Source organism: Burkholderia sp. E168m23 (assembly GCF_016586125.1).
GTDB lineage: Bacteria > Pseudomonadota > Gammaproteobacteria > Burkholderiales > Burkholderiaceae > Burkholderia > Burkholderia orbicola.
In genome coordinates this window covers 1-1,694 of sequence record NZ_BCPP01001233.1, presented here as the reverse complement: position 1 = coordinate 1,694, position 1,694 = coordinate 1, and the positions used below count along the sequence as shown (strand labels likewise).

At 69.4% G+C, this 1,694-nt stretch carries 2 protein-coding genes; both read right to left on the bottom strand.

Annotated features, from left to right (window positions below):
- The coding region (locus tag JMF90_RS36040) for an AcvB/VirJ family lysyl-phosphatidylglycerol hydrolase (RefSeq protein ID WP_201326248.1) at positions 1-864 on the bottom strand (864 nt) is incomplete at its 3' end.
- A partial coding sequence (locus JMF90_RS36035; protein WP_201326247.1) for a phosphatidylglycerol lysyltransferase domain-containing protein occupies positions 861-1,694 on the bottom strand: 834 nt, incomplete at its 5' end. The genes JMF90_RS36035 and JMF90_RS36040, both read right to left, overlap by 4 nt.

Genomic DNA, 1,694 nt, shown 5'->3' with positions numbered 1-1,694 from the left:
CACGCGGGCCAGGTCGCGGCTCACCTGGGCGGGCGGCTTCTCGCTCCAGAAATAACGCAGGCTGTCGATGCCGACCACCGACACGCCGTCGCGCTGCAGCGCCTCGGCGATCGTCTTGTCGAGATCGCGCCAGCCGCCGTCGCCCGAGATCACGATCGCGAGCCGGTCGCTGCCGCCCTTGGCCGGCAGCTCGACGAGCGGCAGGTCGGACACGTCGAGCTCGTCGCTGCTGCCGCTGGTGTCGCGCAGGTGCGACGTGACGAGCGACACGAGCTTCGCGGTGTCGCCCGCGGCCGCCGTCTCGACGAAGCCCGGCATCGCGCGGCGCACGATCGTCGGATCGGGCGGGCACGGCTTGAAGCGCGGATCGAGCTTCGCGGCCGGACCGACCGCGACGACGCCGGCGATCGTGTTCTCCGGCGCCATCGCGAGAATCTGCTTCGCGATCGCGCCGCCCTGGCCCACGCCCGCGACGATCGGCGTGAAATAGCGCGACGACTGCGCGAGACGTTCGAGCTGATGGCTGACCGCCTCGGCGTCGCCGTCGAGGTGATGGCAGGTCTCCTGCTTCGCGGCGAGATTCGCCGCGTAACGCCCGGAATCGACGCCGACCGTCATCGCACCGGCTTTCGCGAGCGCGTCGGCCGCCTGCTGATCGGCGACATGCCAGCCGGCCTCACGCGAGAACAGCACGACGAAACCGCGCAGCGGCCCGCTCGGCTTGGTCACGGTCACGGGCCCGTAGCGGCCGCCGGACACGGTTTCGGCTTTCACGTCGGCCGGCTGCGCGGCGCACGCGGCGCCGGCCAGCATCATTCCCGCGCAGGCGGCTGCCGCCCGCGCGCTTACCTTCTTCAACATCATGAACGCCGACCTCCAGCCAGCAATGACAGATCCGCCAGCGTGACGAACACGCCGACCGAGCCCGAGGCCGCGAGATAACGCGGCTCCCAGTGCGGTTCGAACTTGCTCTTGAAAGCGCGCAAGCCGCGGAAGTTGTAGAAGCGGCCGCCGAAGCGCCAGACCATCAGGCCGAGCCGGTGGAACGGCGACGGCATCTTCGCCGCCCCCATTCCCGAGAACGGCGCGATGCCCAGGCTCAGCTTGCGGAACCCCGCTTCCTTCAGATGCAGCGCGAGCTGCGTAAACAGATACTCCATCGCATACGGCGATGCGTCCGGCAGATGGCGCATCACGCCGACCGTCGCCTCGGTGTTGAGGTCGGTCGTCATGAACGTGACGAACGCGATCGGCTTGTCGGCCTGCCGCACCAGCATCACCGACTGCGTCGACAGATAGCCGTCGTGGAACGCGGCCACCGAGAAACTTTTCTCGCGCGCATCGCGGCTGTCGAGCCAGCCGTCGGAGATGTCGCGCAGCGCCGGCAGCGCGGCGGGCACGTCGCCCGGCGCGATCACCTCGACCGTCAGCGCATCCTTGTCGCCGCGACGCAGCGCGTAGCGCAGGTGCGAACGGTTCGAACCCTTCAGGTCGAACTGGTCGAGCGCGATATGCGCTTCCTCGCCGAGCTTCATCAGCGTGAGCCCCGCGTCGAGATACAGCGGCAACGCGTTCGCGCGCACCTGGTAGAACGCCGCGCGGCCGCTGTGCGCGTGCGCAAGCGCGATGAACTTGCTGATCAGCGCCGGCCACTCTTCACGCGGCCCGACCGGGTCGTGCAGCGCGGCCCACGT